The sequence below is a fragment of the Streptomyces sp. NPDC037126 genome, from assembly GCF_055605965.1.
This window is the reverse complement of sequence record NZ_JBVJTD010000022.1, coordinates 13053-37749: the sequence shown is the minus strand read 5'-3', so window position 1 is coordinate 37749 and position 24697 is coordinate 13053. Positions and strand designations below refer to the sequence as shown.

The following is a 24697-nucleotide window of genomic DNA, read 5'->3' as shown; positions in this document are numbered from 1 at the left end:
GGCGATTATGAAAAAAAGAGGAGGGGGGAAGGACCCGAAGACGGGAGGAGACACCAAAAATGAAGCCAAAGAAGAAACGCTCCCCGAAACCCGCTTCAGCGCTCGTTGATCCTGCCGAAGGGGATGTGCACGCTGGGCGTGGTCCGGGACGTGCTCTCCAGGTGCGTCACCTGGTCGTCGAAGAAGATGTGCGGGTCGAGCACCCTCATCACGGCGCCCTTCTCTATGCCGCCGAGGAAGAACGCGCTGTTGACCGTCAGGCCCCACTTCTTCAGGCTCGTCACGGCGCGCTCGTGCGCCGGTGCGTTGCGCGCGGTCACGATGGAGACGTGGACCCGGATCTCGTAGCCCGGATCGCCGCCGCGCCGCTCCTCCTCCCGGCGCTGTATCCGGTTCACGCTCGCCAGGAAGTCCCGCAGCGGCCCCGGGTCGTGCGGGATCTCCGCGTTGCGGGCCTCGTGGGCGCGGAACTCCTCCAGGCCGGCGGACTGGTAGACCTGCTCGGACGCGTCGCCGGCGAGCACCCCGTCGAAGTCGAAGGCGATCCGCAGTTCACGGTCGGCGGGGTCGTCCGCGTAGGCCGAGCCGAGGACGTGCCCCGCGGGCAGCCCGGCCGCCACGGCCTCGCGCACGTCGTCGCCGTCCGCCGACAGGAACAGGGACATGTTCAGCGCGGTCATGAACCGGTACGGGGACCGTCCCTGCATGAACACCGCCCGGCTGATGGGCAGTTCGTGGGTCTGGATGGACCGCATCACCCGCAGCCCGGTGTCCGGGTCGTTGCGCGAGAGGATGATGACCTCGACCAGGGGGTCACCGGGCTCGCCGAGGTCGTTCAGCGACAGCAGCCGCCGGATGAACGCGAAGGCGACGCCCGGCCGGAGCGTGTTGTCCACGTTCTCCCCCTGGTACGCCCGGTAGGCCTCCTCCCCCTGCTCCCTGAAGACCGTGTCCGACTCCCTCAGGTCGAACAGCGCGCTGGAGGCGACGCCGACGACCAGTCGGTTCGCCAGTTCATAGGGCGGCATGCACGAAGCCTTTCACGCGGGCCGGACCTTCATGCCGCCCGTGCCGTTCCCGTGGTGACACACGGCTCAGTCGCCGCTCACGCGCGCGTGGAGATGCATGTCGTGCCAGCCGTCCCGGTGGAGGAGGGAACTGCGCCTGGTGCCCTCCAGGACGTAGCCGGCCTTCGTGGCGACCCGGCAGGACGCCGGGTTGGTGGTGGCGTGCGTCAGTTCCAGCCGGTGGAAGCCGATCTCCTCGAACGCCCAACGGGTCAGGGCGGTGGTGGCCCGGGCCGCGACGCCCAGGCCGCGGGCCTGCCGGACGGTCCAGTACGCGACCTCGGCCACGCCGTCGCCCAGCAGGATCTGGCGCAGCGCCACCCTGCCGTACAGCCGGTCGGTGTCCGCACCGACGACCGCCCACTGGGCGCCCCGCTCCCCCTGCCAGGCCTGCCGCCACTCGGTGATCCAGGTGGCGGCCTCCTCCGCCGAGTCGCAGGACCTGATGTGCCACTGGTGCATCAGGGGGTCCTGGAAGGCCTCGTGGACGGCGGGCGCGTCCTCGGCCCGCCAGGGGCGCAGACGCAGCCCGTCACCGGTGGGGATCACGGGCTGGGCGGTGCGGGCGAGGGTGCCGGCGGTCAGGACCGGGCTGGTGAGATACGGCATGATCCACATCCTGCCTCCACAGCGGCCGGCGGCCCGCACCTGGGGCGCCTCGTACCCTTGATGCCGATGAGACGCCGCACACCGCCCCCGCCCGCCCCGCTCCCCCAGCGCCACGGCGTGGACCCCGTGCGGGTGCGGCTGCCCGCGGGCGGCGCGTGGGCCACCGTGCGGGAGCACCTGGTGGAGCGGCTCACCGGGGCCGGGCCCGGGACGGTCGAGGGGATGTTCGACGCGGGCCTCGTCGTCGGCGCCGACGGGCGGCCGGTGGCACCGGACGCGCCGTACCGGCCGGGGATGTTCGTGTGGTTCCACCGCGAGCTGCCCGCGGAGGTGCCGGTCCCGTTCCCCGTGACGGTGGTGTACCAGGACGCGCACATCGTCGTCGCCGACAAGCCGCACTTCCTCGCCACGACCCCGCGCGGCACGCATGTCGCCCAGACCGCACTGGCCAGGCTGCGGGACGAGCTGGGCATACCGGCGCTCACCGCCGCGCACCGGCTGGACCGGCTGACGGCCGGGCTGGTGCTGTTCACCGTGGTGCCCGAGGAACGCGGCGCGTACCAGACGCTCTTCCGGGACCGGCGGGTGCGCAAGGAGTACGAGGCGGTCGCGCCGTACGACCCCTCGCTCGGGCTGCCCCGGACCGTGCGCAGCCGGATCGTGAAGGAGCCCGGGGTGCAGGCCGCCCGGGAGATCGAGGGCGAGCCCAACGCGGTGACCCGCGTGGAGCCGGCGGAGCGGCGGGGCCGGCTCGGGCGGTACCGGCTGGTGCCGGAGACCGGGCAGACCCATCAGCTGCGGGTCCACCTGAACGCCCTCGGCGTGCCCATCCTCGGCGATCCGCTCTATCCGGAGGTGACCGCCCCGGTGCCGGCCGGCGACTTCCGCCGCCCCCTGCAACTGCTCGCTCGGAGGCTGGAGTTCACCGATCCGGTCACCGGTGCGGAGCACACGTTCGTCAGCGGGCGCACCCTCCTGGCCTGGTCCGCCTTCGAGGCGTGGGCCGAGGAGGGCTGACCGCCGCGCTCACTCGCCGCGCCACCAGCGCAGCAGGCGCTGCCAGAGGCCCTGCGGGCGGCCGGGGGCCGGCGTGGGCGCCGGGGCCACGGGCGCGGCGTCGGGGAGGGCGGCCGGAGGCCGCGGGACGGCCGGCGCGACCCTCTCGTCGGGCAGGGTGCCGGGCCCCGGGTCGCCGTGCCGGGCCGGTGCCGGCACGGCACGCGGCGCGATGTCCACGTCCTGCTGCGGCTTGGGCTCGAAGCGCACGGGCAGGGCCACCAGGTGCCGGGAGGCGATGGACGACCGCCAGGACAGCTCCTCCTCCGCGCAGTCGAGCTGGATGTCGGGCAGCCGGGTCAGCAGGGCGTCCACACCGACGTCGGCGATGGCGCGGCCGATGTCCTGGCCGGGGCACTCGTGCGGGCCGCCGCCGAAGGCGAGGTGCGAGCGGTTGCCCTGCATGCTCGCGGACAGGTCGGGCCGCACCCGCGGGTCGAGGTTGCCCGGTGCGGGCGCGAACAGCAGCCCGTCGCCCTTGCGGATGCGCTGCCCGCCCAGCTCGGTGTCCTGCTTGGCGTAGTAGCCGAGGACGGTGCTGAACGGCGGCTCGTCCCACAGGGACTGCTCGATGGCCTCCGGCACGGTCATCTGCCCGCCGTTGAGCTGGGCGCGGAAGCCGGGCTCGGTGAGGACCATGCGCAGCGCGTTGGCGAGGAGGTTGGCGGTGGCCTCGTAGGCCGCGAAGAGGACGAGGCGCAGGTGTTCGCGGACCTCGTCGTCGGTGAGTCCGGCCGGGTGGGTGACGAGGTGACTGGTGAAGTCGTCCTCGGGCCGGGTGCGGCGCCGGGTGGTGAGCCGGCTGAGCGCGTCCATGACGTAGGCGTGGCTCTGGATGGCGGTCTCGGTGCCCTTGAGGGCGTCCCGGGCGGCCTGCACCATGCGGTCGTTGTACTCCTCGGGCATGCCGAGGATCTCGCACATCACCGCCATCGGCAGGTGCTCGGCGAACTGGGAGACCAGCTCGGCGCGGCCCCGCTCGCAGAAGCTGTTCACGAGGGCCTGGGTGTGGCGGCCGATGTGGCGGCGGACGCTGCGGTGGTCGATGGTGCCCATGGCCGCGGTGACCGCGGCCCGCAGCCGCTGGTGTTCGTCGCCCTCGGCGTGGGAGCAGATGGGCTGCCAGGCGATGTGGGGCATCAGCGGGTGGTCGGGCTTGACCATGCCCTCCTGCAACGGACCCCAGATCCGGCTGTCGCGCGTGTACTGGGAGGGGCTGCGCACCATCTGGAGGTTCTCGGCGTGCCCGAGGACCACCCACATCGGTACGTCGTCGTGGAGCAGCACGGGCGCCACCGGGCCGTGCTGTTCTCGCAGCCGCTCGTAGAGGCCGTCGAGGTCCTCCGCGTCGGGGCCGTAGAGCCGGTGCAGTCCCCCGGGGCCGAGTCCGTGCGCCGGGCAGCCCGGCGGCGGACCGGACAGGGTGTCGTGCGTACCGGTCGGGGTTTGGGGTTCAGGCGTCACAGTGATCGCTCCGGGACGGAAAAAGGGGGGTTGGGGGCAGCTCGGCCGCGGGTCAGGTGAGGGCGCCGGAGAGGGCGAGCGAGTGCAGGAAGCGCATCAGGGTCATCAGCACGTCCTTGCTGGAGGCGCGGCGGCGCACGTCGCAGTCGACGATCGGGATGTCGGGGGCCAGGTCCAGCGCGTTGCGCAGTTCCTCGACCGGGTAACGGGGCGCGTCCGGGAAGGAGTTGACGGCGACGACGAAGGGCACGCCGCGTTCCTCCAGCCGGCCCATGACGTCGAAGCTGACTTCCAGGCGCCGGGTGTCGACCAGGACGACCGCGCCCAGCGCGCCTTCGAACAGGCCGTTCCACAGGAACCAGAAGCGCTCCTGGCCGGGGGTGCCGAAGAGGTAGAGCACCAGCTTGTCGGTGATGCTGATACGGCCGAAGTCCATCGCCACGGTGGTGGCGGTCTTGGAGTCGGAGCCGTAGTTGTCGTCGACCCCGATGCCTGCCTGGGTCATGGTCTCCTCGGTGGTCAGCGGCCTGATGTCGCTGACGGAACCGACCATGGTGGTCTTCCCGACGCCGAAGCCGCCCACGATCACGAGCTTCACGGCGGCCTGGGCCGTGTGGGGCAGATGGTCCTCGGTGCGCGGGCCGGGGACCGTCTCAGAGCTTTTGAAGTCCATGCATCACCGCTTCGAGGAGTGAGCGGTCGGGGACCGCCTGGCGGACGATCGGGGCGCGCGCCTGCACCAGTTCGGCCGTGATCATCTCCGTGATCACTACGGTCATCGCGCTGAACGGCAGGTTGAGGTAGGCCGAGAGTTCGGCCACGGCCAGCGGGGCGGTGCACAGCCGGAGCACCGCCGCGTGTTCCGGGGAGGCGCCGGGCGGTGGGGCGCAGCGGGCCACGATCAGGGTCACGAGATCGAGTTCGGCACGGCTGCCGTCGGCGGATCCGGTGACGGCGTAGAGCCGCTCGGGGTTCCTGGGCAGGGGCTGTCCGTGCGCCGCCCTGGGCGGTGACGGCTGCGGGGGAGGCGGGGTCGGCGGGCGCCGTTTGCGTCGTGGAGGGGTCATACGGTCTGCCCGTTGCGCCGGGGCGGACTGGTGAGGTGGGCGCCGATGCGGACGACGAGGTCGCGCATCATGCCGCTCATCCGGCCGGGCTCGCAGGTCACGTCGGCGAGCACGGCGAGGTAGGCGTTGGCGCCGGCGTTCATCAGGTAGAAGTAGCCGCCCTCGATCTCGATGACGACGACCTTCATCTCGCCCGCGCCGGGGATCTCCTGGATGATGGCTCCGGCCAGGCTCTGCACTCCGGCGCAGGCGGCGGCGACACGGTCGGCGGCGTCGGGGTCGCCACCGTAGCGGGCGATGCGCAGTCCGTCGGCGGAGAGCACCACGATCATCTCGATCCCCGGTACCCCGTCGTTCAGCTGCTTGAGCATCCAGTCGAAGTTGCCTCGCTGCTGGATCACTTGAGGTTCCCCTCGTCGTCGGCCTCGGTGGGGGCGGCCGAATCATCGATCAGGTGCAGGTACTTGGTCGGGTTGAGCGTGAAGTCGGTGAGTTCGGATGCGCTGGCACCCTCGGGCATGCCCTTCCTCAGGCCGTCGAAGAAGGAGTCGATCCACATGCCCGGCGGCCGCTCGATCAGCTTCTTGCGCTCGGGGTCGATCTCGGGCTCGGGTTCGGGCTCCGACCTGGTCTGCGACCAGATGGTCGGCCGGCCCTCCCGCTCGGCCCGTTCGATGGCCGCCTGTTCGGCGATCCGCTGGCTGAGCGGCGTCTTCACCCGGCTGCGGCGCTGGGGCAGGCCGCCCGCCGTCCACTCGGTGACCTCGGGGACGTCGTCCTCCATGGAGATCCCCGCGGGGATCTTCGGACTGGTGGGGCGGCGCTTCTTGGGTGGCCGCTTGGGGCCCTCGACGGCGCCGAGTTCGGGCAGGGGGATACCGGTCGCGCCGATGCCGTGGGCGGCGCCGACACCGGGCTCGGTGGTGGTCATCACGCGCGGCACGATGAGGATCGCGCGGACGCCGCCGTAGGCGGAGGTGCGCAGCGAGACGTCCATGTCGAACTGCTTGCAGAGCCGGCCGACGACGGCGAGGCCGAGGCGCGGGTTCTCGCCCAGGTTCTGCGCGTCGTCGCCGTTCTTGGCGTCCTCGATCATCTGCTCGATGCGGGCGCGGGACTCCTCGCTGAGGCTGACGCCGGCGTCCTCGATCTCGATGGCGATGCCGGCCTGCACCTCGGCGGCGGTCACGTGCACCTTGGTCGAGGGCGGTGAGTAGCGGGTGGCGTTGTCGAGGAGTTCGGCGGCGGCGTGGATGACCGGCTCGACGGCGGTGCCCTTGATGTTGATGTTGACGATGGACGCCAGGTGGATGCGCCGGTACTCCAGGATCCGGGACATCGCGCCGCGCAGCGTGCTGTAGAGGGAGACCGGCAGGGGCCACTGGCGGCCGGGGCGGCCGCCGCCGAGGACGGAGATGGTGTCGGCGAGCCGGCCGATCAGCGAGGTGCCGTGGTCCAGGCGCAGCAGGTCGTCGAAGACCTCCGGGTTGCGGCCGTGGTCCTCCTCCATCTCCCGCATTTCCTTGGCCTGCTGGTGAACGATGGCCTGGACGCGGCGGGCGATGCTCACGAAGGAGCGCTCCGTGGCGTCCCGCATGGAGATCTCGTGGTCGGCGCCGCGCAGCGCGACGCGCAGCAGTTCGCGGTAGGGGTCGGGCAGGGCGCGCAGTTCGGGGTCGGCGTCGTAGACGTTGCGCACCACGTCGCGCAGCACCTCACCGGCGCGCAGCCGGCGCAGGGCTCTGGGCAGGACGTCGGTGGCGAAGCGGTCGATCAGCTCGTCCTGGGCGGCGAGCCGGTGCTCCAGATACGCGCTGTGACGGCCGTGTTCGGCCTTCGCCTCGCGCAGGAGGCGGCCGCGGCGGGCGGCCTCGGCCGCGGTGGCGAGCACCAGCAGCACGGCCAGGGCCCCGCACGCGCCGACGGCGACCCGGGCCGGGGCCGGTACCAGGGCGACGGCGGCCCCGGTGGCGGCGGCCATCAATATGGCCGGCGGCAACAGCACACGCGCATAGGGACGTTCACGGCGACCGGGAGGCTTCTGAACACTCACCATGGATGCCTTCTGGGACGGATCGGCTGGGTGTCGGGGGAGCTTTGGTGGGGAAGGTTCATGGAACAGTCGGGATGCAAGGCACGTTTGGGAACAGGCGCACGAATTCACCCCAACTCGGTGCGCCGCGGGCGAGCTTAGTCCGACCGGATCATCGCTGTGTCATATTCGGCGAGCACCTGAAATCGCCCCCGCGACAGGAGTACGCTCGACCCCATTTACACGCCGTGCTTCCGTTCGAACACTGTCGGTGACGGTGCACGGGCATGCGAAAACCACTCACCGTGATGAGGGAAATCGGGCCCGGGACGTCAGGGCACAAGAAAGGCAGCGCCTCACGGGAGGCGCTGCCTTTCACGCTTTCACGCAGGGGGACGCGGGTCAGCCCACGGACGAGTAGGCCACCACACCCCGCAACAGCTGGTCGACCGCCTTGCGGGCGGCCTTGGCCACGGTCGAGTCCGCCGCGGGCGCCGCGGCCGAGATCTGCCCGAGCACGTCGATGACCTGCTTGCACCAGCGTACGAAGTCACCCGCGGGCATCTCCGCCTCGCGCAGCACCTCGTCCAGGCCCTTGCCCGACGCCCACATGTAGGCGGCCCAGGCGAACCCGAGGTCCGGCTCGCGCTGCCCGACGCCCTCGGTCTGGTTGATCCGGAAGTCCTCCTCCAGGGCGTCCAGCCGACCCCAGATCCGCACCATCTCACCCAGCGCGGCCTTCGCCTTCCCGGAGGGCAGCTTCGGCGCCATCGCGTCGTCGCCGACCCGGGCCTCGTACACCAACGCCGAGACGCAGGCCGCCAGTTCGGCGGGGTCGAGGCCCTCCCAGACGCGCTCGCGCAGGCACTCGCTGGCCAGCAGGTCGAGTTCGCCGTACAGCCGCGCGAGCCGCTTGCCGTGCTCGGTGACCTCGTTGCCGCGCAGGTAGTCCAGCTCGGTGAGCAGGGCGACGATCCGGTCGAAGGTCCGCGCGATGGTGTTCGTCCGGCCCTCAATACGGCGCTCCAGCTGCGAGGTGTCGCGCAGCAGCCGGTGGTAGCGCTCGGCCCAACGGGCGTGGTCCTCACGGTCGTTGCAGCCGTGGCAGGAGTGCGCCCGGATCGCCGTGCGCAGCCGGGCGATCTCCCGGTCGTCGGCCGCCTGCGAGCGCTTCTTGCGCGCCCGCTCCGGCGGGATGTGCCCGGCCTTGGTGCGCAGCGCGGAGGCGAGGTCCCGGCGGGACTGCGGCGAACGGGGGTTGAACGACTTCGGGATCCGCATCCGGTCCAGCGCCTCGACCGGCACCGGGAAGTCCATCGACGCCAGCCGCTTCACCTGGCGCTCGGCGGTCAGCACCAGCGGCCGCGGCCCGTCGTGCTGGTCGAAACCGCGGTGGCCGTTGGAGCGGCCGGCCGGCAGACCGGGGTCGAGGACCAGCGCGAGGCCCGCGTACTTGCCCGTCGGCACGTGGATGACGTCGCCCGGCTTCAGCCGCTCCAGGGCGACGGAGGCCTCGGCCCGCCGCTGGGCGGCGCCCTGCCGGGCCAGCTCCGTCTCCCGGTCCTTCAGCTCGCGGCGCAGCTGCGCGTACTCCTCGAAGTCGCCGAGGTGGCAGGTCATGGAGGCCTTGTAGCCCTCCAGGCCCTCCTCGTTGCGCTGCACCTGCCGGGAGATGCCGACGACCGACTTGTCGGCCTGGAACTGCGCGAAGGAGGTCTCCAGCAGCTCGCGGGAGCGGTGCCGGCCGAACTGCTCGACCAGGTTGACCGCCATGTTGTACGACGGCTTGAAGCTGGAGCGCAGCGGATAGGTGCGGGTGCCCGCGAGACCGGCCAGGTGCTCGGGGCTCATGCCGCGCTGCCACAGCACGACCGCGTGTCCCTCGACGTCGATACCCCGGCGGCCGGCGCGCCCCGTCAGCTGGGTGTACTCGCCCGGGGTGATGTCGGCGTGCTGCTCGCCGTTCCACTTGACGAGCTTCTCCAGCACCACCGAGCGGGCGGGCATGTTGATGCCGAGGGCGAGGGTCTCGGTCGCGAACACGGCCTTGACCAGGCCGCGCACGAACAGTTCCTCCACGACCTCCTTGAAGGTGGGCAGCATGCCCGCGTGGTGGGCGGCGATGCCCCGCTCCAGGCCCTCCAGCCACTCGTAGTACCCGAGGACGTGCAGGTCCTCCGTCGCGATGTGGGACGTGCGCTCCTCGACGAGGGCACGGACCCGCTCCCGCGCCTCCTCGTCGTTCAGCCTCAGGCCCGCGTACAGGCACTGCTGGACGGCGGCCTCGCAGGCGGCGCGGCTGAAGATGAAGGTGATCGCGGGGAGCAGGCCCTCGGCGTCCAGGCGCTCGATGACCTCGGGCCGGCCCGGCGTCCACACGCGCGAACGCTGTCGGCGCTCGCGCTCCCGGTCGGCCTCGCGCATCGCGCGGCCGCGCCGGCGGTCCTGGTACGACGGCCGGCTGGCCTCCGTCCGGGCCAGGCGGACGAGGTCGGGGTTGACGGCCTTCTTGTGGCCCTCGCCCTCCTCGAACAGGTCGTACATCCGGCGGCCGGCGAGCACGTGCTGGAACAGCGGCACGGGCCGGTGCTCGGAGACGATCACCTCGGTGTCGCCGCGGACCGTGTCCAGCCAGTCACCGAACTCCTCGGCGTTGGAGACGGTCGCGGAGAGCGAGACCAGGGTCACCGACTCGGGGAGGTGGATGATGACCTCCTCCCAGACGGCGCCCCGGAAGCGGTCGGAGAGGTAGTGCACCTCGTCCATGACCACGTAGCCGAGGCCGAGGAGGGTCTGGGAGCCGGCGTACAGCATGTTCCGCAGGACCTCGGTGGTCATCACGACCACCGGGGCGTCGGAGTTCACGCTGTTGTCGCCGGTGAGCAGGCCGACCTTCGAGCTGCCGTAGCGACGGCACAGGTCGGCGTACTTCTGGTTCGACAGCGCCTTGATGGGTGTCGTGTAGAAGCACTTCTTGCCCTGCAGCAGGGCGAGGTGGACGGCGAACTCGCCCACGATCGTCTTGCCGGAGCCGGTGGGCGCGGCGACCAGAACGCCCTTCCCCGCCTCAAGGGCCTGGCAGGCCTCGATCTGGAAGGGGTCGAGGCCGAAGTCGTACATCTCGCGGAAGGACGCGAGCGCGGTGGCCTGCTCGGCTGCCCGCCTGCGGGCTGCCGCGTACCGCTCGGCCGGTGAGAGGTCCTCTGTCATCGTGCTTTCGAGACTACCGGGCCCCACTGACAACAGGACGATCATTATCCGGAACGTGTGCTGATCGACGAAGACGGACGCCCCCGGTCCCACGGGAGTGGTCCCGGGGCCCAGGGGCGTCGCGGCGCGGCTCTGCGGCCACGCAGGATCAGGTCACGTCGTCGTAGCCGTTGACCCGGTCGGTGCCGCCGGACAGCTCGGGGGTCCGGCTCGCGCTGACGGACTCCACCTCGCCGATCTCCTCCGGCGTGAGGTCCAGCTCCGAGGCCTCGTCGTCCCCGGGGCCGTCGGCCGCGCGGCGGGCCCGGCGCCGGTCGTTGAGCAGCGAGACGGCCACGGCGATGAAGAACAGTCCCCAGATCGGCGCCGCCAGCGCCAGCATCGTCCCCGGGTCCGGGCTCGGTGTGGCCACGGCCGCGAAGGCGGCGATGCCGACGATCATGCCGCGCCACCAGCCGAGCATCCGCTTGCCGGACAGGATGCCGGTGAGGTTGAGCATCACCAGCAGCAGGGGCATCTCGAAGGCGAGGCCGAACACGACGACCATGCGCGTGACCAGGTCGAGGAGGTCGTCCAGCGGGAGCAGGTTCTCCGCGCCGCCCGGTGTGAGGTCGACCAGGAACTTCGCCGTCACGGGCAGCACGTGGAAAGCGAGGTAGCCGCCGACCAGGAAGAGCGGGAAGCCGAAACCGACGAACGCGTAGGCGTACTTCTTCTCGTGCCGGTGCAGGCCCGGCGCGACGAACGCCCACAGCTGGTACAGCCAGACCGGCGACGCCAGCACCACACCGGCCGTCAGCGCGGTCTTCAGGGCCAGCGTGAACGGCGCCAGCAGGCCGCTGACCGTGATGTGCGCGCAGTGGGAGTTCTTGGACTTGGCCAGCTCTCCGAAGGACTGCCCACAGCCGACCGAGTCGAGCACCGGCTGGGTGATGAAGTTGATGATGTCCTTGTAGAAGAAGGCCGCGACCACGGCGACGACGACGATCGCCAGGACACCCTTCGCGAGCCGGTTGCGCAGCTCACGCAAGTGATCCGCGAGTGGCATCCGCCCCTCGGGATCGCTCTCCTTCTTGCGGGAAGACTTGGGCAACCCACATCCTCATCTCGTGCAATGGACCGGATGCACCGGTCCTCGCGTCAGCGCTGGGTGGTGTCGGTCGGCTCGTTGACCGGGCGGGAGCTGGTCACGTCGCCGGGCGCGGCCTGGATCGTGCGCTGAGCGGGGGTCTGCTCCTCCGCGGGCTGGGCGGGGGTGGTCGACTGCTTGCCGCCGTCGTCCTTCATCGCCTTGGCCTCGCTCTTCAGGATGCGCGCGGACTTGCCGAGCGAGCGCGCCATGTCCGGGAGCTTCTTGGAGCCGAACACGAGGACGATCACCAGAACCAGGAGCACCAGGTGCCACGGCTCAAGTGCGTTGCGGAACATAACTCTTCACCTTCTCACTGAGGCGGGGCGGCGGGGCATGTCCGACCGGTCGGACAAGTGTCTGACCATCGTGCTGGCAGCGATCGTAACGCCCGGGGGTGAACGTAGAACAATCCCCGTGCGTACTCCCGCTCCGTCTGCGGACCGCGCCTCGTACTCCGGGCCGCGACCAGCAGCGTACCTGGCCGGACCGAAAAGGTGACAGGGCGAAGTGACCCAAAACGCATGGCCAGGCACAATCACAGCGTGTCGACGGTGCGGGCCGTGCTGACGGCGGCCCGCTCCAGGTCCTCGGCCGCCCTGTTGATCCGGTGCGCGGAGTCCGCCACCTGCTGCCCCAGGCGCCGCGCCTCCAGGAACACCCGGACGGCGAGCACCCCCAGGACGGCGAGACCCAGGAAACCCATGGCTACCGCGAACATCGGCCAGAACATGACGTCGAGCCTAGACCGTCCGTCGGCCCCGGCCGCAGCCACCTACACCGTGGGGTGCAGCCGCAGGGTCCTGACCCCGCCGCCGGTGAGCAGCTCCACGATGCGCTCCCCGGCCGGCTTGCGGACCGCGGCACCGCAGTCGGGGCAGGTGAAGGAGTAGAACGTCGTCCGGCTGGAGGCACCTATGGCGAGTCGCAGCGCGCTCGCGGCCAGCTCGACACGGCCGCGGCAGTCCGGGCAGCCGGCCTTGAACATCACCGGGGCCACTCTTCTCATCCCCGAGAAGGCGGCCGCCACCGTCATCTGAGCCGCACCGGACACCGCAGACTCGTTCAAAGCGCTCGCTCCTGCCTCTCGTCCTGCCCCGGATCCCGCTCGCCGGCCGCCCCGCACTCCGCGCCGGAAGGGCCGTCGTACGCCGCCAGCGCCTCGCGGGCCGCCCGGCGGGCGCTGTCGGCCAGCTCGGGCGGGGAGACGATCCGGCCGTCGCGGCCGAGCCGCAGGGCCAGCCGGCGCAGGGAGGCCGGATCGGGGGTGCGCAGAGTGATACGCAGGCCGCCGTCGGGAAGCTCATCGGCGCTGTCGTGCGGGTAGTACTCGGCGACCCAGCGGCCGCCCGGCCCGACCTCGACCACGACCTCGGGATCCTCCGCGGCCGGCTGGACCAGGCCCTCGGAGAGGTCGCGCAGCTCGATCTCGGGCGGCGCGGACGGCTCGTCGAGGATCCTGATCTCGGCGACCCGGTCGAGCCGGAAGGTGCGCCGGGCCTCGGAGCGGCGGCACCAGGCCTCGACATAGGTGTGGCCGACGCTGACCAGGCGGATGGGGTCGATCTCGCGCTCGGTGACCTCGTCGCGCGCCGGGGAGTAGTAGCGGATCCACAGCCGGCGGCGCTCGGAGATGGCCCGGTCGACGTCGGCGAAGACACCGCCCTCGGACTCGAAGGTCACCGACAGCCGGGAGCTGGCGCCCGCGGCCTCGCCGGCCGCGGTCTCCACCTTGGCGGTCGCCCGCAGCAGGGCCTGGCGGTCGCCCTCCCGCAGGCCGGGCAGGGTGGCGACCGCGCGGGCCGCCACCAGCAGGGCGGTGGCCTCGTCGGCGGCGAGCCGCAGCGGCTCGGCGGCCTCCTCGCCGAGCGCGGCCGGGTTGTGCCACCAGATGCGCTCGCCGTCGGTGTCGATGTCCAGCAGGTCGCCGCCGCGGAAGCTGGTGCCGCACATGGGCAGCAGATCGAGGTCGGCGACCAGCTCGTCCTCGGTGATGCCGAAGGCGCGGGCCACGTCCGCGATCCGGGCGCCCGGGCGCTCGCGGAGATAGGTCACCAGGGACAGCATCCGCCGGGTCTGGTCGATCGCGTTCACGGCCCTGGCCGGTTTGCCTGCCACAGTCCTGCTCCCCCTCAGCCCTTGGCCACGGCGCGTAGCCGGTCCACCACGTCCGCGCGCAGCTCGGCCGGCTCCACGACCACCACGTCCGGCCCGAACTCCACCAGCCAGGCGTCCAGGCCGTGCCCGTACGGAATCTCCAACTCGTCCCAGCCGTCGCCGAGTTCCCGGACTCCGGTGGCCTTCGCCCGAAGGGGGTAACCGGCGCCCGAGCGCAGCCGGATCAGCGCCGAACGGTCGGCGATCTCACCGGCCCAGCTCGCGACGGTCTCACGGACGGTGACGACGTCCGGCACGGGCACGGTGAAGCCCGTACCGCGGGAGCGGACCCGTCCGGTGATCCGGGAGAGCCGGAAGACGCGCTCGGCGGCCCGGTCGCGGTCCCAGCCGGCCAGGTACCAGTGCCCGCGCCAGCACTCCAGCGCCCAGGGCTCGACGTGCCGGGGCTCGGGGTGCACGGCCGAGGCCTTGCGGTAGTCGAAGAGGACCGGGCGTCGGTCGCGGCAGGCCAGCATCAGCGGCTCGAAGGCGGCCTCGTGCACCGGGATGCGCGGCTCCAGCGCGCCGTGCGCCTCGTACGGGTCGACGTCCTCGGGCAGCCCCGCGGCGCGCAGCTTCTGCAGGGCGCCGCTGGCGGCACCGGCCAGCCGGGCCTGCTGCCACACCTTGGCGGCCAGGCCCAGGGCGGCGGCCTCCTCGGCGTCCAGGGTGATGGGCGGCAGCCGGTTGCTGTCACGGCGGGCGAGGTAGCCGACCTCGCCGTCGAGGTTCTCCACGGTCTCGATGACCAGGCCCAGCTCGCGCAGGTCGTCCTTGTCCCGCTCGAACATCCGGTTGAACGAGTCGTCGGACCCGGCCTCGCCTCTCCCCGGTCTCGCGGCCTCACCCCTGCCCGGCCTCGCCGCCTCGACGTATGCCTCAATGGAGTCGCGCAGCTCGCGCTTGCTCAGCGGCCGGCGTGTCCCGAGCAGGCACAGCGCGAGGTTCATCAGCCGCTCGGCCTTGGCAATGGCCATCGACGCCCTTCGTCTTCCCTATGGTGCTTACGAGCGATGACCGTACCGCCCCGCGGTGCGGGGACAAAAGCCGAGGGCCCATGCCCGAACAGGCATGGGCCCCAGGTGATCGGATCCGGTCGGACCCGGCCGCCGAATCGGGCGTGGGCTCAGACCCCGAGCAGGTCCACCACGAAGATCAGCGTCTCACCGGGCTTGATAGCCGGGGTCGGGCTCTGGTTGCCGTAGGCGAGGTGGGCGGGGATCGTCAGCTCGCGGCGGCCGCCGACCTTCATGCCCTCGACGCCCTGGTCCCAGCCCTTGATGACACGGCCGCCGCCGAGCGGGAAGCGGAACGGGGTGCCCCGGTTCCAGCTGGCGTCGAACTCCTCGCCGGTGCTGAAGGCGACGCCCACATAGTGGACGGTGACGGTCTGACCCGCCTGCGCGACCGGCCCGTCGCCCTCCCAGATGTCCTTGATCTGGAGGTCCTTCGGGGGCTCGCCGCCCGGGAAGTCGATCTCGGGCTTCTCGATGTTCACGTCAAAAGCTCCTGCTTGTGTACGACACGAAACGCCGACAGTCTTTCATCTCCGCAGCTCTCCCGCCCGCTACGGGGATCACGCGCTACATCGCGGCGAGGATGTCCACCGTGAAGACCAGGGTGGAACCCTTCTTGATGACTCCCCCGCTCGGCGGGGTGTTGCCGTAACCCAGCTCCGGCGGTACGACGATGAGCACCCGGCTGCCCACCTTCTTGCCGGTCAGCCCCTGCGCCAGGCCCTTGACCGCCTGCTGCATCTGCTCCAGCGAGAACTGGCTGAGCCGCCCCGAACCGTACGTCTGCTGGAACGTCTTGCCGCTGTCCCAGACCAGTCCCTGGAACTGGCACAGCACCGCCTGGTCCGCCTTGACCTCGGGGCCGTCGCCCTCCAGGACGTACGTCGACACCAGCTTCTTCGGCGGGTCGCTCTTCGGGACGGTGACCTTCGGGACATTGCCGTCCGTGTTGGTGGCGACCTTCGGCAGGGCGGCGTCGTTCTGCGGGACCGCCGTGCCGTGCGAGGAGCTCTTGGAGTTGTAGGAGTCCACCAGGTCGATGACGAAGACCAGCGTGTCGGTGCCCTTGATGCCGGCCTGCGGCTGACCCGCCGAGCCGTAGCCCCAGGTCGGCGGGACCGCGATCAGCACCCGGCTGCCCGTCTTCTTCCCCGCCAGCGCATACCGCCAGCCGTCGATGATGCTGCCCTGGGCGAGCTGCATGACCAGCGGGCTCTTGCGGTCGTAGGAGTTGTCGAAGACCTTGCCGCTGGCCCAGATCTGGCCCAGGTAGTTCGCCTTGATGAAGTCGTTCTCCGCGATCGTGCGGCCGCTGCCCGCGATCACCGTCTTCACCGCGAGGTCCTTCGACGGCTCGCCCGGCCCCTTGGCCACGGTCGGCTTCTCGCCGAACTTCGTGCCCGCCGTGATCGCCGGCAACGGCCCGTCCACGATCTTCGGCGGCGGCGCGCTGGACACCGAGGGCGAAGGCGAGGCCTTGGCCTTCGAGGAGTCGGACTTGCCACCGCCGCAGCCGGAGAGCGTGACCAGTCCTGCGGGTACGGCGGCGAGAAGGAGTGAACGTCGGCGCACGGAAGAGCCTCGTAATCGGTCGATCTTGCGGTTGGCGTGCGCGCAACTCTACGGCGTGAGAAGGGCGCCGTACGTGAAACGTACGGCGCCCGTGTGGCGTTCCGGCAATGCACCGCCGAAACGCCCTACCCGTATGACACCGGCTACATTCCGGCGATCAGCTTCTCGACCCGGTCGTCCACCGAACGGAACGGGTCCTTGCACAACACGGTGCGCTGCGCCTGGTCGTTGAGCTTCAGATGCACCCAGTCGACCGTGAAGTCCCTGCGCTGTTCCTGTGCCCGCCTGATGAAGTCACCGCGCAGCCGCGCCCGAGTCGTCTGCGGCGGAACCGACTTGCCCTCGAAGATCTTCAAGTCGTTGCAGATCCGGGTCGCCTGACCCTTCTTCTCCAGCAGGTAGTACAGGCCACGACGACGGTGGATGTCGTGGTAGGCGAGGTCTATCTGCGCGACCCTCGGATGCGACATGGTCATGTTGTGCTTGGCCCGGTACCGCTCGATGAGCTTGTACTTCATGACCCAGTCGATCTCGGTGGCGATCCGGTCGAGCTCCTCGGTCTCGATCGCGTCCAGCGTACGGCCCCACAGGTCCAGGACCTGGGCGACCGTGCCGGTGCGGATGCCGCGGCGGTCGCAGAAGTCCACCGCCTTGTCGAAGTACTCGCGCTGCACCTCCAGGGCGGAGGCCTCGCGGCCGCTGGCCAGGCGCACCTTGCGCCGCCCGGTGATGTCGTGGCTGACCTCGCGGATCGCCCGGATCGGGTTCTCCAGGGTGAGGTCGCGCATCACCGTGCCCGCCTCGATCATGCGCAGCACCAGGTCGGTGGCACCGACCTTCAGCAGCATCGTCGTCTCGGACATGTTCGAGTCGCCGACGATGACGTGCAGCCGGCGGTAGCGCTCCGCGTCCGCGTGCGGCTCGTCGCGCGTGTTGATGATCGGCCGGGAGCGGGTCGTCGCCGAGGAGACGCCCTCCCAGATGTGCTCGGCACGCTGGCTGACGCAGTAGACGGCACCGCGCGGCGTCTGCAGGACCTTGCCCGCACCGCACAGCAGCTGCCTCGTCACCAGGAACGGGATGAGAATGTCCGCGAGCCGGGAGAACTCCCCGTGCCGCGCCACCAGATAGTTCTCGTGGCACCCGTAGGAGTTGCCCGCCGAGTCGGTGTTGTTCTTGAAGAGGTAGACGTCGCCCGCGATTCCCTCCTCGTGCAGGCGTCGTTCCGCGTCCACCAGGAGTCCCTCGAGAATGCGCTCGCCGGCCTTGTCGTGGGTGACCAGTTCGGTCACGTTGTCACATTCGGGTGTCGCGTATTCCGGATGTGAGCCCACGTCGAGATAGAGCCGGGCGCCGTTTCGCAGAAAGACATTGCTGCTGCGGCCCCATGACACGACACGGCGGAAGAGGTACCGCGCCACCTCGTCAGGCGACAGGCGGCGCTGTCCCCTGAACGTGCACGTGACGCCGTACTCGTTCTCCAGCCCGAAAATGCGGCGGTCCATGACTGAACATTACGCCCGATCCCCTGAGCTGAAACGGGGTTCGGCAGCACGATTTGGATCATTTTCCGATGAAGCCGCAACGACCCCGTCCCGCACGGGAGCTGCGAGGACCCGTCCGGTGGCCAGCAGCACCAGCAGAGAGACGGCTCCCGCCGCGCCCGGCACCGCGAAGCCCCACAGGGTGCCACCGGCCTGGACCACCGGCCCCGCCAGGCCCGTTCCGACCGACGCGCCCACGGTGAACGTCGTCACAAGCCAGGAGAAAGCCTCGGTGACGGTGCCGCTCGGCGCGTGCCGGTCCACGAGGATGAACGCACAGGCGATGCAGGGCGCCAGGAACACCCCCGACAGAACCGACAGCAGCACCATGGCCACCGCACCGGGCACCAGCATCAGCGGCAGGTAACACACCGCCAGAAGGGCGACCAGCACACGCAGTCGCCGCTCGGGCACGCCGGCCCACCGGCGCGCCCCGTACACGGAGCCGCCCACCAGCGCGCCGAGGCCGAGCCCGGCCATCAGCCAGCCGTACACCGCGTCACCACCGTGGCCGTCGGCGTACGACACCGAGGCCACCGTGATGGAACCCAGCGCCATGCCGATGAACAGGAAGGCGCCCAGCAGGGCCAGCAGACCCGGCGAGCGCAGGGCGCCCAGCCAGTGGGCCTCGCGCGGGGCCGAGCGCCACGCGCGCGAGGGCGGCGAGACGACCACCGAGAGCGCCCCCAGCACGCCGATGACGTTCAGCACGAGCAGGGCCGCGCGCGCGTCCCACAGGGCGGCGCACAGGGTCACCAGCAGCGGCCCGACGGTGAACATGATCTCCTGCGCGACCGCGTCCATGGCGTACGCCGTGTGCACCTGCTCCTCACGGCGCAGCACCGACGGCCACAGGGCACGCAGGCCGCCCTCCAGGGGCGGAGTGAACAGGCCGGCGGCCGCGACGGCCGTGTAGGCCAGCGGCAGCGGGCCCGTGCCGCAGAAGGCGAAGACGGTCATGGACAGCGCCGACACCACGGCCGCGGGCAGTTGGACGCGCGGCTGGCCGTACAGGTCCACCAGCCGGCCGAGCACCGGCTGGCCGGCGGCGTTCGCGACCCCGTACACCGCCGCGAGACCGCCCGCGAGGCTGTAGGTGCCGCCCCCGGCGCGGACGAACAGCACCAGGGCGATCGCCGCGGTCGCGTTGGGCAGCCGGCCCACCAGGGTGCCGGTGAGCAGCCGCAGTGCATGCCGCGCCCGGAGTATCTCCAGGTATCCCGTGGCCATGTACTGCCCTCCCGTGGCTCCGCCGGGACGCCCAGCGGCCCGAAGTGTTACGTATAACCCCGCCTCTCATACGTACCATGAGCGCTGTTCACACGTCCAGACGACCGGCAGCGGCCCCAGGGGCACGCCGGTGCCCGGGAAGCGAACGCGCGCAGGCCCCTCGGGGCCGGCCGCCGCCGCGACCACCCACCGGCCCGTTCGCCCCGGGGCGAACGGCCCACAGCGAAGGAGCAGGCCCACCGTGGCACGCAGCAGCACGCGCCCGACCAGCCGGGACGTCGCCCAGGCGGCCGGCGTCTCCCAGGCCGCCGTCTCGCTCGTGCTCGGCGACAAATGGCGCGGCCGCGTCTCCGAGACCACCGCCGAACGGGTCCGCGAGGCCGCCCGCGAACTCGGCTACCGCCCCAACCTCGCCGCCCGCAACCTGCGCCTTGGCCGCACCCGCACCGTCCTGCTCGTGGTACCGGCCCTGACCACCGAGTTCTTCGCCGGCGTCTACACCGGCGCCGCACGCGTGGCGGCCGAGAACGGCTTCGGAGTCGTCCTCTACCCCTCCCCCGAAGGCATCGGCCCCGCACGCGACCCCTTCGCCTCCGCGCAGTCCGCCCTCGACGGCGTGCTCGCCTCCTCCATGGCCGCCGACGCCCTCACCGCCATCCGCGGCGACCAACTCCCCCTGGTCATGCTCGACAGCGACCCCCACGGCAGCCTCGGCGCCGCCACCGTCAACCTCGACATCGCCGACGGCGTCCGGCAGATCGCCGACCATCTGCTCGGCCTCGGCCACCGCCGCATGCTCCACCTGGCGGCCGATGTACCCTCCTGGACCTTCGAGGTCCGCGCCCGCGAACTGGCGGCACGCCTGGCCGCCGTGCCCGGCACCCACCTGCGCACGGCCCGCGCGCCCATCTCCATCGAAGGGGCGCTGACGGCCAGCGAGGCCGCGCTCTCCACGCCCGGCCCCCGGCCCACCGCACTCGTCTGCGACGACGACAAGCTCGCCGTCGGCGCCTACAAGGCGCTTCGCCGCCTCGGCCTGCGCGTCCCCGACGACGTGTCCGTGACGGGGGTCGACGACCTCGGTCTCGCCACCGCGATCGACCCGGAACTGACGACCGTACGACTGGACGCGGAACTGTTCGGCGAACGCGGCATGCACGCCCTCCTCGCCGTCCTGGACGGCCGCGAGCCGGAGGGCGGGGACATCCCGGTCGAACTGGTCGTCCGGGCCTCCACGGCCCCGCCACGGACCTGACCGCGGCCCTCCCGCGGCCCGGCGCCCCGTGCGCCGCCCGTCCGGGGCACCGGACCCGGGAAACGCGTGTGCCCCGGCCGTGTCGTCGGCCGGGGCACACCATGACCAGGAGGTCAGTCCTCGTCGGAGTCGGAGTCGGCAGGCTCCTTCGACGCGTCCGCACCGCCGCCCTCCAGCAGACGGGCCAGCTGACGGCCGACGATGCGCTTGAACTTGCGCTTCTGCGGCCGCGTACGGTCCAGCACCGCCACCTCCAGGCGCTCCGCGGGAATCTCCCGCTCGCTGCCGTTGGTGTCGCGGGACAGGGCCTGCACGGCCAGCTTCAGGGCCTCCGCCAGGCTCATGCCGTCGCGGTGGCGCTGATCCAGGAAACCGCTGATCTGCTCGGCGTTGCCACCCACCGCGACCGAGCCGTGCTCGTCCACGATGGAGCCGTCGTGCGGCAGCCGGTAGATCTGGTCGCCGTCGGGGGTCTCCCCGACCTCGGCCACCACCAGCTCCACCTCGTACGGCTTCTCGGCCGCCGAGGAGAAGATGGTGCCCAGCGTCTGCGCGTAGACGTTGGCCAGACCACGGGCCGTGACGTCGTCCCGGTCGTAGGTGTAACCACGCAGATCGGCGTAGCGGACACCGCCGATGCGGAGGTTCTCGTACTCGTTGTACTTGCCGGCGGCGGCGAAGCCGATCCGGTCGTAGATCTCGCTGAACTTGTGCAGCGCACGGGACGGGTTCTCACCGACGAACACGATGCCGTCGGCGTACTGCATGACCACCAGGCTGCGGCCACGGGCGATGCCCTTCCGGGCGTACTCCGCCCGGTCGGCCATGGCCTGCTGGGGTGAGACATAGAACGGCGTCGACACCGGTTATCCGTCCCTTTCTGTCATGGTCACTGGATCACCTCGAAAAGACCCGGGCCCGCACTCAGAGCAGGGCGGCCTTGGGGCCGTCCGGCTCCTCCAGCCGCCGCTGGAGCACCGCCCGGGCCAGCTCCGACGCCTCCTCCTCGGTGAGCCGGCGGAAGCCGTCCTCGGTGATCACGGTGATGATCGGGTAGATCCGGCGGGCGACATCGGGACCACCGGTCGCCGAGTCGTCGTCTGCCGCGTCATAGAGGGCCTGGACCACCAGCGTCGTGGCCTGCTCCTCGGTCAGATCGTCACGGAACAGCTTCTTCATCGCACCGCGCGCGAAGATCGAGCCGGAGCCCGTCGCGGCGAAGTTGTGCTCCTCGGAACGGCCGCCCGTGACGTCGTAGGAGAAGATGCGCCCCCGCTCCCGGTCCACGTCGTACCCGGCGAACAGGGGCACCACGGCCAGGCCCTGCATGGCCATGCCGAGGTTGGAACGGATCATCGTCGACAGCCGGTTGGCCTTGCCCTCCAGGGACAGCTGAGCGCCCTCGACCTTCTCGAAGTGCTCCAGCTCCAGCTGGAAGAGCTTGACCATCTCGACGGCGAGACCCGCCGTGCCGGCGATGCCGACCGCCGAGTACTCGTCCGCCGGGAACACCTTCTCGATGTCCCGCTGCGCGATCACATTGCCCATGGTCGCCCGGCGGTCACCCGCGAGCACCACGCCCCCGGGGAACGTCACGGCCACGATGGTCGTGCCGTGCGGTGCCTGGAGCACTCCCTGGGTGGGCGGCAGCTGCCGGTTGCCGGGCAGCATCTCGGGCTGGTGCTCCGAGAGGAAGTCCATGAAGGAGGAGGATCCTGGCGTCAGGAAGGCAGCTGGCAGACGCCCGGTGCTACGAGTGTTGGCTTCCACGCGTTTCCTTCCACGTATGCAGCAGCCCGCCTGATGACCTCGGGCTGATCCTTGAACTGCCCCAGTGCGGCATTGCAGCTGAAGCACAGTACGCCACGGACCCTACCCGTCTCATGGCAGTGATCCACATGTGCCGGCACAGCGGCCAGACATATACAGCAGACTCCGCCCTGCGAGGCTACGAGCGTGTCGCGCTCGGCTTCGGTGATGCCGTACTGCCGCTTCAGATGCCCCTGCCGTCCCTGGACGGCGCGGCACGCGTTGCAGCGCGTCGACAACCCGTCGGACGCGGTGGCGTTGCGATGCCATTCACTGTGCGGCTTGACCTCACCGCACGCCCGGCAGAGCTTGTGCCCGGCCGGAACCGCCACGACCTCGCGCACCGACTCGCCCATGGCCTCCCGGCGGCGCCGGTAGTACGCGGCGCTGTATGCGGCCACGCACTCCCGGCATCGCGGCTGAAGACCGTCACTCCGGTTCCTGTCCCTCGCGAACGCCCCGAGAGGCAGGTCCCGCTCACACCCCGGACAGTGCTTCGTCTCCGGCTCGCCAGCCACCCTCACCCCCCGCGATCTTCAATTCGAAGGTAAAGGCGCCCAGGCGACCTTTACTCGCCGCCTTTTTGCACAAAGCTTCGAACGAAATCCTCGGCGTTCTCCTCGAGTACGTCGTCGATTTCGTCCAGGACGGAGTCCACGTCGTCGCTCAGCTTTTCGTGGCGCTCCTTGAGGTCGCCCTCGGCCTGCGCGTCCTGCGTCTGCTCCTCGACCTGTTCCGTCGAGTGCGTGGCCTTCTGCTGACCGCCGCCGGTGTCCTTCGTTGCCATAACCCTCACCCCGCTCAGTTCGCCTGCCGATCGGTGATGATCAGACCCTACAAGCCGGGTCCGACATCGGCCCCGCAGTTTCTCCAACGTACGGGGGCCAACTCGATGATTCCCGGGCGGTGGGATTTCCACCCTGTCCGCCCGGGGCGGTACGAGTACCCGCTGGTCGCGGTCACCCGCCCGACAGAACCCTGACCAGGTCTTCCGCGGTGCGGCAGCGGTCCAGGAGCTCCTTGACGTGATTTCGCGTTCCGCGAAGCGGTTCCAGGGTTGGAACGCGCTGGAGGGAGTCCCGGCCCGGGAGGTCGAAGATGACCGAGTCCCAGGAGGCCGCGGCGACGTCGTCCGCGTACTGCTCGAGGCAGCGGCCGCGGAAGTACGCCCGGGTGTCCTCCGGCGGCTTCGTACGGGCTCTGTCGACCTCGGACTCGTCCAGGAGGCGCTTCATCCGCCCACGGGCCACCAGGCGGTTGTACAGGCCCTTCTCGGCCCGCACGTCGGCGTACTGGAGGTCGACGAGGTGCAGCCGTGCGGCGTCCCAGTCGAGGCTGTCGCGGCGGCGGTAGCCCTCCATGACCTCGCGCTTGGCGACCCAGTCCAGTTCGCCGGCGAGGCTCATGTGGTCGTTCTCCAGCCGGGTGAGGGTGTCCTCCCAGCGGCTGAGGACGTCCTTGGTCTGCTCGTCGGCGTCCGCCCCGTAGCGCTCCTCGACGTACTTGCGCGACAGCTCGTAGTACTCCATCTGCAGCTGCACGGCGGTGAGTGTGCGGCCGCTGCGGAGGGTGACGAGCCGCTTGAGGGAGGGGTCGTGGGAGACCTGGTGGAGGGTGCGGACGGGCTGGTCGACCGCGAGGTCGACCGCGATGAAGCCGTCCTCGATCATGGACAGGACCAGTGCGGTCGTGCCCAGCTTGAGGTAGGTGGAGATCTCCGAGAGGTTGGCGTCGCCGATGATGACGTGCAGGCGGCGGTACTTCTCGGCGTCCGCGTGCGGCTCGTCGCGGGTGTTGATGATGGGGCGCTTCAGGGTGGTCTCGAGGCCGACCTCGACCTCGAAGTAGTCCGCGCGCTGGCTGAGCTGGAAACCGTGCTCGTGCCCGTCCTGGCCGATGCCGACGCGGCCCGCGCCGGCGATGACCTGGCGGGAGACGAAGAAGGGCGTCAGGTGGCGCACGATGTCCGAGAAGGGGGTCTCCCGCTTCATCAGGTAGTTCTCGTGCGTGCCGTAGGAGGCGCCCTTGTTGTCGGTGTTGTTCTTGTAGAGGTGGATCGGCTGGGCGCCAGGGAGCTGTGCGGCCCGCTCGGCGGCCTCGGCCATGATCCGCTCGCCGGCCTTGTCCCAGAGGACGGCGTCGCGGGGGTTGGTCACCTCGGGTGCGCTGTATTCGGGGTGGGCGTGGTCGACGTACAGGCGCGCGCCGTTGGTGAGGATCACGTTGGCGAGGCCGATGTCCTCGTCGGTGAGCTGGCTGGCGTCGGCGGCCTCCCGGGCGAGGTCGAAGCCTCGCGCGTCCCGCAGCGGGTTCTCCTCCTCGAAGTCCCAGCGGGCCCGGCGGGCCCGGTGCATCGCCGCCGCGTAGGCGTTGACGATCTGGGACGAGGTGAGCATGGCATTGGCGTTGGGGTGACCGGGGACGGAGATCCCGTACTCCGTCTCGATGCCCATTACTCGCCGTACGGTCATGCGGCCCTC

The 24697-nt window shown here is 70.8% G+C and carries 25 protein-coding genes; 2 read left to right on the top strand and 23 right to left on the bottom strand.

Features of this window, described 5'->3' with window-relative positions; translation table 11 throughout:
- Positions 1–95 precede the first annotated feature (95 nt).
- Both ACZ7FF_RS35270 and ACZ7FF_RS35265 read right to left on the bottom strand, forming a co-directional pair.
- Positions 96–1028, bottom strand: coding sequence for a 5'-nucleotidase (locus ACZ7FF_RS35270; RefSeq protein WP_470817611.1), 933 nt, complete (start codon positions 1026–1028; stop codon positions 96–98).
- A 66-nt stretch (positions 1029–1094) separates the two neighbouring features.
- Positions 1095–1676, bottom strand: coding sequence for a GNAT family N-acetyltransferase (locus ACZ7FF_RS35265; protein WP_470817609.1), 582 nt, complete (start codon positions 1674–1676; stop codon positions 1095–1097).
- Between the two features lie 66 nt (positions 1677–1742).
- Here ACZ7FF_RS35265 and ACZ7FF_RS35260 point away from each other — a divergent pair, with 66 nt between their 5' ends.
- A complete protein-coding gene (locus ACZ7FF_RS35260) occupies positions 1743–2693 on the top strand; it encodes a pseudouridine synthase (protein ID WP_470817607.1) in 951 nt (316 codons plus the stop codon).
- Between the two features lie 9 nt (positions 2694–2702).
- Here the strand turns inward: ACZ7FF_RS35260 and ACZ7FF_RS35255 are convergent, their stop codons facing one another.
- The 16 genes from ACZ7FF_RS35255 to ACZ7FF_RS35180 form a co-directional block, all read right to left on the bottom strand.
- A complete protein-coding gene (locus ACZ7FF_RS35255; RefSeq protein ID WP_470817606.1) occupies positions 2703–4196 on the bottom strand; it encodes a cytochrome P450 in 1494 nt (497 codons plus the stop codon).
- 52 nt (positions 4197–4248) lie between these two features.
- Entirely contained in the window at positions 4249–4869 is a 621-nt protein-coding gene (locus tag ACZ7FF_RS35250) for a GTP-binding protein (protein ID WP_470817604.1), read from the bottom strand.
- Positions 4850–5263, bottom strand: coding sequence for a DUF742 domain-containing protein (locus tag ACZ7FF_RS35245; protein WP_470817603.1), 414 nt, complete (start codon positions 5261–5263; stop codon positions 4850–4852). Before ACZ7FF_RS35245 ends, ACZ7FF_RS35250 begins: the two co-directional genes overlap by 20 nt.
- The gene (locus tag ACZ7FF_RS35240; protein ID WP_470817602.1) at positions 5260–5664 is read right to left on the bottom strand and encodes a roadblock/LC7 domain-containing protein; all 405 of its coding nucleotides are present in this window, start codon (positions 5662–5664) and stop codon (positions 5260–5262) included. The genes ACZ7FF_RS35245 and ACZ7FF_RS35240 overlap by 4 nt, the downstream gene beginning before the upstream one ends.
- Positions 5661–7319, bottom strand: coding sequence for an ATP-binding protein (locus ACZ7FF_RS35235; protein ID WP_470817600.1), 1659 nt, complete (start codon positions 7317–7319; stop codon positions 5661–5663). The genes ACZ7FF_RS35240 and ACZ7FF_RS35235 overlap by 4 nt, the downstream gene beginning before the upstream one ends.
- 378 nt (positions 7320–7697) lie before the next feature.
- Entirely contained in the window at positions 7698–10550 is a 2853-nt protein-coding gene (locus tag ACZ7FF_RS35230) for a DEAD/DEAH box helicase (RefSeq protein WP_470817598.1), read from the bottom strand.
- Between the two features lie 103 nt (positions 10551–10653).
- Positions 10654–11598 (bottom strand): twin-arginine translocase subunit TatC, encoded by a 945-nt coding sequence (gene tatC / locus ACZ7FF_RS35225; RefSeq protein ID WP_470817597.1) that lies wholly within the window; start codon positions 11596–11598, stop codon positions 10654–10656.
- A gap of 47 nt (positions 11599–11645) precedes the next feature.
- On the bottom strand, positions 11646–11933 hold the full coding sequence (gene tatA, locus ACZ7FF_RS35220; RefSeq protein ID WP_470817596.1) for a Sec-independent protein translocase subunit TatA: 288 nt from the start codon (positions 11931–11933) through the stop codon (positions 11646–11648).
- Between the two features lie 239 nt (positions 11934–12172).
- Positions 12173–12367 (bottom strand): hypothetical protein, encoded by a 195-nt coding sequence (locus tag ACZ7FF_RS35215; RefSeq protein ID WP_470817595.1) that lies wholly within the window; start codon positions 12365–12367, stop codon positions 12173–12175.
- A gap of 42 nt (positions 12368–12409) precedes the next feature.
- Positions 12410–12670, bottom strand: a complete 261-nt coding sequence (locus ACZ7FF_RS35210; RefSeq protein WP_470817764.1) for a hypothetical protein — start codon at positions 12668–12670, stop codon at positions 12410–12412.
- Positions 12671–12699: 29 nt separating this feature from the next.
- The gene (locus ACZ7FF_RS35205; protein ID WP_470817593.1) at positions 12700–13752 is read right to left on the bottom strand and encodes a helix-turn-helix transcriptional regulator; all 1053 of its coding nucleotides are present in this window, start codon (positions 13750–13752) and stop codon (positions 12700–12702) included.
- Between the two features lie 14 nt (positions 13753–13766).
- Complete coding sequence (locus tag ACZ7FF_RS35200; protein WP_470817591.1) at positions 13767–14768, bottom strand: helix-turn-helix transcriptional regulator; 1002 nt, start codon at positions 14766–14768, stop codon at positions 13767–13769.
- A gap of 149 nt (positions 14769–14917) precedes the next feature.
- On the bottom strand, positions 14918–15289 hold the full coding sequence (locus tag ACZ7FF_RS35195; RefSeq protein WP_470817589.1) for an FKBP-type peptidyl-prolyl cis-trans isomerase: 372 nt from the start codon (positions 15287–15289) through the stop codon (positions 14918–14920).
- Between the two features lie 85 nt (positions 15290–15374).
- On the bottom strand, positions 15375–16379 hold the full coding sequence (locus ACZ7FF_RS35190) for an FKBP-type peptidyl-prolyl cis-trans isomerase (protein WP_470817588.1): 1005 nt from the start codon (positions 16377–16379) through the stop codon (positions 15375–15377).
- A gap of 143 nt (positions 16380–16522) precedes the next feature.
- Entirely contained in the window at positions 16523–17884 is a 1362-nt protein-coding gene (gene pafA / locus ACZ7FF_RS35185; RefSeq protein ID WP_470817586.1) for a Pup--protein ligase, read from the bottom strand.
- A gap of 9 nt (positions 17885–17893) precedes the next feature.
- Positions 17894–19153 (bottom strand): MFS transporter, encoded by a 1260-nt coding sequence (locus tag ACZ7FF_RS35180; RefSeq protein WP_470817584.1) that lies wholly within the window; start codon positions 19151–19153, stop codon positions 17894–17896.
- A gap of 241 nt (positions 19154–19394) precedes the next feature.
- Here ACZ7FF_RS35180 and ACZ7FF_RS35175 point away from each other — a divergent pair, with 241 nt between their 5' ends.
- Complete coding sequence (locus ACZ7FF_RS35175) at positions 19395–20408, top strand: LacI family DNA-binding transcriptional regulator (protein WP_470817582.1); 1014 nt, start codon at positions 19395–19397, stop codon at positions 20406–20408.
- A 113-nt stretch (positions 20409–20521) separates the two neighbouring features.
- Here ACZ7FF_RS35175 and prcA read toward each other — a convergent pair whose 3' ends face one another.
- The 5 genes from prcA to dop all read right to left on the bottom strand — a co-directional run bounded on the left by prcA (position 20522) and on the right by dop (position 24688).
- Positions 20522–21271, bottom strand: a complete 750-nt coding sequence (gene prcA / locus ACZ7FF_RS35170) for a proteasome subunit alpha (protein WP_470817581.1) — start codon at positions 21269–21271, stop codon at positions 20522–20524.
- 61 nt (positions 21272–21332) lie between these two features.
- On the bottom strand, positions 21333–22178 hold the full coding sequence (gene prcB, locus ACZ7FF_RS35165; protein WP_470817579.1) for a proteasome subunit beta: 846 nt from the start codon (positions 22176–22178) through the stop codon (positions 21333–21335).
- On the bottom strand, positions 22130–22735 hold the full coding sequence (locus ACZ7FF_RS35160) for an endonuclease VII domain-containing protein (RefSeq protein WP_470817578.1): 606 nt from the start codon (positions 22733–22735) through the stop codon (positions 22130–22132). The genes prcB and ACZ7FF_RS35160 overlap by 49 nt, the downstream gene beginning before the upstream one ends.
- Positions 22736–22785: 50 nt before the next feature.
- Positions 22786–23004, bottom strand: a complete 219-nt coding sequence (locus ACZ7FF_RS35155; RefSeq protein WP_470817576.1) for a ubiquitin-like protein Pup — start codon at positions 23002–23004, stop codon at positions 22786–22788.
- Positions 23005–23176: 172 nt separating this feature from the next.
- The gene (dop, locus tag ACZ7FF_RS35150) at positions 23177–24688 is read right to left on the bottom strand and encodes a depupylase/deamidase Dop (RefSeq protein WP_470817575.1); all 1512 of its coding nucleotides are present in this window, start codon (positions 24686–24688) and stop codon (positions 23177–23179) included.
- Positions 24689–24697 lie beyond the last annotated feature (9 nt).

Coding starts and splice junctions, on each gene's coding strand:
- ACZ7FF_RS35270 (WP_470817611.1), bottom strand. CDS start 1,028: ATGCCGCCCTATGAACTGGCGAACCGACTGGTCGTCGGCGTCGCCTCC.
- ACZ7FF_RS35265 (WP_470817609.1), bottom strand. CDS start 1,676: ATGCCGTATCTCACCAGCCCGGTCCTGACCGCCGGCACCCTCGCCCGC.
- ACZ7FF_RS35260 (WP_470817607.1), top strand. CDS start 1,743: ATGAGACGCCGCACACCGCCCCCGCCCGCCCCGCTCCCCCAGCGCCAC.
- ACZ7FF_RS35250 (WP_470817604.1), bottom strand. CDS start 4,869: ATGGACTTCAAAAGCTCTGAGACGGTCCCCGGCCCGCGCACCGAGGAC.
- ACZ7FF_RS35245 (WP_470817603.1), bottom strand. CDS start 5,263: ATGACCCCTCCACGACGCAAACGGCGCCCGCCGACCCCGCCTCCCCCG.
- ACZ7FF_RS35235 (WP_470817600.1), bottom strand. CDS start 7,319: ATGGTGAGTGTTCAGAAGCCTCCCGGTCGCCGTGAACGTCCCTATGCG.
- ACZ7FF_RS35230 (WP_470817598.1), bottom strand. CDS start 10,550: ATGATCGTCCTGTTGTCAGTGGGGCCCGGTAGTCTCGAAAGCACGATG.
- tatA (WP_470817596.1), bottom strand. CDS start 11,933: ATGTTCCGCAACGCACTTGAGCCGTGGCACCTGGTGCTCCTGGTTCTG.
- ACZ7FF_RS35215 (WP_470817595.1), bottom strand. CDS start 12,367: ATGTTCTGGCCGATGTTCGCGGTAGCCATGGGTTTCCTGGGTCTCGCC.
- ACZ7FF_RS35210 (WP_470817764.1), bottom strand. CDS start 12,670: ATGACGGTGGCGGCCGCCTTCTCGGGGATGAGAAGAGTGGCCCCGGTG.
- ACZ7FF_RS35200 (WP_470817591.1), bottom strand. CDS start 14,768: ATGGCCATTGCCAAGGCCGAGCGGCTGATGAACCTCGCGCTGTGCCTG.
- pafA (WP_470817586.1), bottom strand. CDS start 17,884: ATGGACCGCCGCATTTTCGGGCTGGAGAACGAGTACGGCGTCACGTGC.
- ACZ7FF_RS35180 (WP_470817584.1), bottom strand. CDS start 19,153: ATGGCCACGGGATACCTGGAGATACTCCGGGCGCGGCATGCACTGCGG.
- ACZ7FF_RS35155 (WP_470817576.1), bottom strand. CDS start 23,004: ATGGCAACGAAGGACACCGGCGGCGGTCAGCAGAAGGCCACGCACTCG.
- dop (WP_470817575.1), bottom strand. CDS start 24,688: ATGACCGTACGGCGAGTAATGGGCATCGAGACGGAGTACGGGATCTCC.